Here is a 4,964-nt window from a genome sequence, read left to right on the forward strand (position 1 = left end):
TCGTCGGCGAGCAGCACCGGTGCGGTGCGGGTCGTGAGCTCCTTGGACAGCGGGGGTCGGTCGTAGGGCGGCAGGCCCTCGTCGCCGAGCACCGTGACGGCGCCGTCGAACCCCTGGGCGCGCAACGCGGTGACCGCCTGGGCGCCGGCGAGCCCGGCGCCGACGACCACGACCGAACGGGGGTCGGAACGTGACATGCGGGTCACGGTAGTCTCCGGGCGTGACCCCCGGCCCGTCGAGCCCCCCTGCCGCGCACGCCGCGTCACCCGAGCGGCACCGAGCGCCGGCGCTGTGGCTCGTGGTGACGGCGATCGTGACGGCGGCCCTCGCGGCCAGGTGGTTCGGGTCGGGGACCGGGGCCCGTGTCCTGGCACTGGCGCTGCTGGTCGCGGCGGTGGCGAGGACGGTCGGCCGGGGTCGACGGCCCGAGGGGATCGCGGTGCGCTCGACGTGGGTGGACGTGCTGCTGCTGGTGTCGATGGGTGGGGCGATCGCCGTCCTGTCGTTCTCACCCGGCGTGTGAGCGACGGGGCCGCTCCGGCCACGTGACGGACGCCGTCGGTGACCGATCTCTCGACGTCGAGTAATCTGGTCGGGCACCCACGCCCCGCACCCGTGTGCGGGTGGTGCGCTGCCGCAGCGTCGCAGCAGCACCCGTGGTGCGCGCGGGGCGCGAGGCCCCGTCACCGGGCGTGACGTGCTGACGAGTTCACCGAGAAACGGGAGTGCCGCATGGGCAAGATCAAGGTCGTGGGTCCGGTCGTGGAGCTGGACGGCGACGAGATGACCCGGATCATCTGGCAGTTCATCAAGGAACGCCTGATCCACCCCTACCTCGACGTGGACCTGCGGTACTACGACCTGTCGATCCAGAACCGCGACGCCACCGACGACCAGGTGACGGTCGACGCGGCGCATGCGATCCGTGAGCACGGTGTGGGCGTCAAGTGCGCCACCATCACCCCGGACGAGGCGCGGGTCGAGGAGTTCGGCCTGAAGAAGATGTGGGTCTCGCCCAACGGGACGATCCGCAACATCCTCGGCGGCGTGGTGTTCCGCGAGCCGATCATCATCAGCAACATCCCGCGTCTGGTGCCCGGCTGGAACAAGCCGATCATCATCGGTCGCCACGCCCACGGCGACCAGTACAAGGCCCAGAACTTCAAGGTGCCCGGTGCCGGGACCCTCACGATCACCTACACCCCGGCGGACGGTTCGGAGCCGATCCACCAGGAGGTCGTCACGTTCCCCGAGAACGGCGGCGTGGCGATGGGCATGTACAACTTCAACGACTCGATCCGGGACTTCGCCCGGGCGTCGTTCGCGTACGGCCTGCAGCGCGGGTACCCGGTGTACCTGTCGACGAAGAACACGATCCTCAAGGCGTACGACGGTGCGTTCAAGGACATCTTCGCCGAGGTGTTCGAGGCCGAGTTCAAGGAGCGGTTCGACGCCGCCGGGCTCACCTACGAGCACCGCCTGATCGATGACATGGTCGCTGCCGCGATGAAGTGGGAGGGCGGCTACGTCTGGGCGTGCAAGAACTACGACGGCGACGTCCAGTCCGACACCGTCGCGCAGGGCTTCGGTTCGCTCGGGCTCATGACGTCGGTGCTCATGACCCCGGACGGGCGCACGGTCGAGGCCGAGGCCGCGCACGGCACCGTGACGCGCCACTACCGCCAGCACCAGCAGGGCAAGCCGACCTCCACCAACCCGATCGCGTCGATCTTCGCCTGGACGCGGGGCCTGGCCCACCGTGGCAAGCTCGACGGCACCCCGGAGGTCACCGAGTTCGCCCAGACCCTCGAGGACGTCGTGATCACGACGGTCGAGAGCGGCAAGATGACCAAGGACCTGGCTCTGCTGATCGGCAAGGACCAGCCGTGGCTGACCACCGAGGAGTTCCTCGCGGCCCTGGACGAGAACCTCGCCGCACGCCTGGCCTGAGCCGGCCGACCAGATCCTGGAGAGCAACGAGATGACCACACCTGTCACCGTCACCGTCACCGGTGCCGCGGGCCAGATCGGGTACGCCCTGCTGTTCCGCATCGCCTCGGGCCAGCTCCTGGGCCCGGACACCCCGGTGCGCCTGCGGCTGCTGGAGATCCCCCAGGGGGTCAAGGCCGCCGAGGGAACCGCGATGGAGCTGGACGACTGCGCGTTCCCGCTGCTGCGGTCCATCGACATCAGCGACGACGCCCGTGTGGGCTTCGAGGGGACCAACGTCGCCCTGCTGGTGGGTGCCCGCCCGCGCAGCAAGGGCATGGAGCGGGGCGACCTGCTCGAGGCCAACGGCGGCATCTTCAAGCCGCAGGGTGAGGCGATCAACGCGGTCGCCGCCGACGACGTGCGCGTCCTGGTGGTGGGCAACCCGGCGAACACCAACGCCTTGATCGCCTCGGCCCACGCCCCGGACGTCCCGGACGAGCGGTTCACCGCGATGACCCGGTTGGACCACAACCGTGCGCTGTCCCAGCTCGCGGCCCGGACGGGGGCGGGGGTGACCGACATCCAGGGGCTGACGATCTGGGGCAACCACTCCGCCACCCAGTACCCGGACGTGTCCCACACGACCGTCGCGGGTCGCCCGGCCACCGACCTGGTCGACGAGGCGTGGCTGACCGACGAGTTCATCCCGACCGTCGCCAAGCGTGGCGCGGCGATCATCGAGGCCCGCGGGGCCTCGTCGGCGGCGTCGGCGGCCAACGCGGCCATCGACCACGTGCGCGACTGGGTGCTGGGCACCCCCGAGGGCTCGTGGACGTCCGCGGCGATCCCGTCCGACGGGTCCTACGGGGTTCCGGAGGGGGTGATCTCCTCGTTCCCGGTGGTCTCACGCGGCGGCGCGTGGGAGGTCGTCCAGGGGCTGGAGGTCAACGACTTCTCCCGTGCCCGCATCGACGCCTCGGTCGCCGAGCTGGTGGAGGAGCGGGACGCGGTCAAGGGCCTCGGTCTGGTCTGACCGGGCAGCAGGGACGACGAAGGGCGCTGCGGTCGAACCGCAGCGCCCTTCGTGTGCGTCGTGGGCCGGTCCGGGTGCTCCCCCGAGTACCCGGACCGGCCACGGACGTCTTCTCAGGCAGGTCTCACGAGCAGGTGACCCGCGGCCAGGTCCAGTCGCCGCCGTGGCGGACGGTGAACCCGAAGCTGACCTCCTGGCCGGCGCGCAGGTTGCCGTTGCCGTTGGGCCGCATGGTCATGACCTTCCCGGAGCGGTCCCAGGAGGGCGTCCCGTTCCAGGTCGCGATGATCTCCTGCCGGTCACCGACCGTGACCGTCGAGGTCCAGGTGGAGATGTCGCGGTTGGCGCGGATCGTGACCCGCCCGTTGAACCGGTCGTTCCACTTCTCGGCCTCGGAGTACGTGGCCGTGCACGCCGCGGTGTTGCCGCCGCCGCCATTACCGGGGGGCGGGGTCGTGGGCCCGGGTGCGGGTGCGCCGCCGCCGTTGCCGAGCCCCTCGGTCAGGGCCTCCATCACGCCGTGGTAGGCCTGCTTCTTGTTGCCGTTCCGGTCGAACAGCAGCGGGGTGCCGCTGGCTCGCCAGGAGTCGTTGTCGCGCACGCCCCACACGGAGATGCCGGTGCAACGGGCGACCGCGAGGCACGCCTGGGTCACGCCCTTGTACTGCTCGGCCTGGCTCTGGCCGGAGCCCTCGATGTCGAGCTCGGTGATCTGGACGTCGACGCCCAGGGCGGCGAAGTTCTCGATCGTGGTGTGGTAGTTGTTCGGCACGGGGTTGCCGCTGTTGAAGTGGGCCTGCAGGCCGACGCAGTCGATCGGGACGCCACGGGCCTTGAAGTCACGCACCATGTCGTACACGGCGCGGGTCTTGGCGTGGTTCCAGTCGTCGATGTTGTAGTCGTTGTAGCAGAGGATCGCGTTCGGGTCGGCTGCCCGGGCGGCCCGGAACGCTGCCTCGATCCAGTCGTTGCCGGTGCGCTGGAGGTTGGAGTCGCGGCGGGCCCCGGAGGAGCCGTCGGCGAACGCCTCGTTCACCACGTCCCAGGAGTGGATCTGGCCCCGGTAGTGGGTGGCGACGGTCGTGACGTGGTCGAGCATGGCACGGCGCAGCTGCTGGCCGGACATGTTGCGCATCCACTGCGGCTGCTGGGAGTGCCAGGCGAGCGTGTGCCCGCGGACGCCCTTGCCGTTGGTGCGGGCCCAGTTCACGATCCGGTCCGCGGTGCCGAAGCTGTACTGGCCCTGGTTCGGCTGCAGGGCGTCGATCTTCATCTCGTTCTCGGCGGTGACCATGTTGAACTCACGGTTCACGATGGTCATGTTCGCCGAGTCGTTCAGCAGGTGTGCCGGGACGGCGGTACCGAAGTACCGGCCGTCGTTCATCCCTGCGGCTTCCTGCAGGGTGCTCGGCGCGGCTGCAGCCGGGAGCGCGGTGATGCCGAGTGCGGCAACGCACGCCGAGGCGAGGAGCGCCCGGGTGCTGCGCCTGCGCGGCATGGCTCCCGGTCGGGCTGATCGGGTCATCGTTGATCCCTTTCACTGTGGTGCTGGTGTGTGGCCGGGGCGCGAGAGATCTCGCGGCGCCGGGCCGGCGTCAGGACGAGGCCGACGTGATTACAACGTTGTGCATGAGTCACGACGTGTCAACACGATCCGCAACTTTCGTTAACTTTCGACAGGGCGTGAGCATCGTCTCATCTGCGGCGATGGTGCAGGCGCAGCGCGCTGGCCTGCATCGATGGAGGCGATATAGACGATATGTGCCGATTCTGTCGAGCAGGTCTCAACTCGCCATCCGAAACGTTTCGGGTCACGGCTCGGGACGCGAGGCGTGTTACCTGGCGCCCCGCCGTGCGCACGTCCCGGGTCGGGGGGAGCATGTGTGCATGGATGAGGACGGCAGGGCAGGGCGGCCCACGGGCCGCGCCGGGCGCGAGTCGCACGTCGGTGAGGACTCCGCCGAGCGCACGGGCGGGCGGTCGGCGGTCTGGCCGGCCG

5 protein-coding genes are annotated in these 4,964 nt (G+C 69.9%); 3 read left to right on the top strand and 2 right to left on the bottom strand.

The genetic code is table 11. The features are described 5' to 3' along the window. The coding region (locus N869_RS12775; protein ID WP_198026073.1) for an FAD-dependent oxidoreductase at positions 1-197 on the bottom strand (197 nt) is incomplete at its 3' end. Between the two features lie 23 nt (positions 198-220). On the opposite strand from N869_RS12775, the gene N869_RS12780 reads away from it, so the two are divergent. The 3 genes from N869_RS12780 to N869_RS12790 all read left to right on the top strand — a co-directional run bounded on the left by N869_RS12780 (position 221) and on the right by N869_RS12790 (position 2,965). Next, the gene (locus N869_RS12780) at positions 221-523 is read left to right on the top strand and encodes a DUF3017 domain-containing protein (RefSeq protein ID WP_035062255.1); all 303 of its coding nucleotides are present in this window, start codon (positions 221-223) and stop codon (positions 521-523) included. Between the two features lie 209 nt (positions 524-732). Beyond that, the gene (locus N869_RS12785; RefSeq protein WP_035062256.1) at positions 733-1,950 is read left to right on the top strand and encodes an NADP-dependent isocitrate dehydrogenase; all 1,218 of its coding nucleotides are present in this window, start codon (positions 733-735) and stop codon (positions 1,948-1,950) included. A gap of 31 nt (positions 1,951-1,981) precedes the next feature. After that, a complete protein-coding gene (locus N869_RS12790) occupies positions 1,982-2,965 on the top strand; it encodes a malate dehydrogenase (protein ID WP_035062257.1) in 984 nt (327 codons plus the stop codon). 124 nt (positions 2,966-3,089) lie between these two features. On the opposite strand, the gene N869_RS12795 is transcribed toward N869_RS12790, so the two are convergent. Further along, positions 3,090-4,490: an endo-1,4-beta-xylanase gene (locus N869_RS12795; RefSeq protein WP_035062258.1), complete on the bottom strand. Its 1,401-nt coding sequence runs from the start codon at positions 4,488-4,490 to the stop codon at positions 3,090-3,092. Between the last annotated feature and the right edge of the window lie 474 nt (positions 4,491-4,964).

The organism is Cellulomonas bogoriensis 69B4 = DSM 16987 (genome assembly GCF_000767165.1).
GTDB lineage: Bacteria > Actinomycetota > Actinomycetes > Actinomycetales > Cellulomonadaceae > Actinotalea > Actinotalea bogoriensis.

Coding starts and splice junctions, on each gene's coding strand:
- N869_RS12795 (WP_035062258.1), bottom strand. CDS start 4,490: ATGACCCGATCAGCCCGACCGGGAGCCATGCCGCGCAGGCGCAGCACC.
- N869_RS12785 (WP_035062256.1), top strand. CDS start 733: ATGGGCAAGATCAAGGTCGTGGGTCCGGTCGTGGAGCTGGACGGCGAC.
- N869_RS12790 (WP_035062257.1), top strand. CDS start 1,982: ATGACCACACCTGTCACCGTCACCGTCACCGGTGCCGCGGGCCAGATC.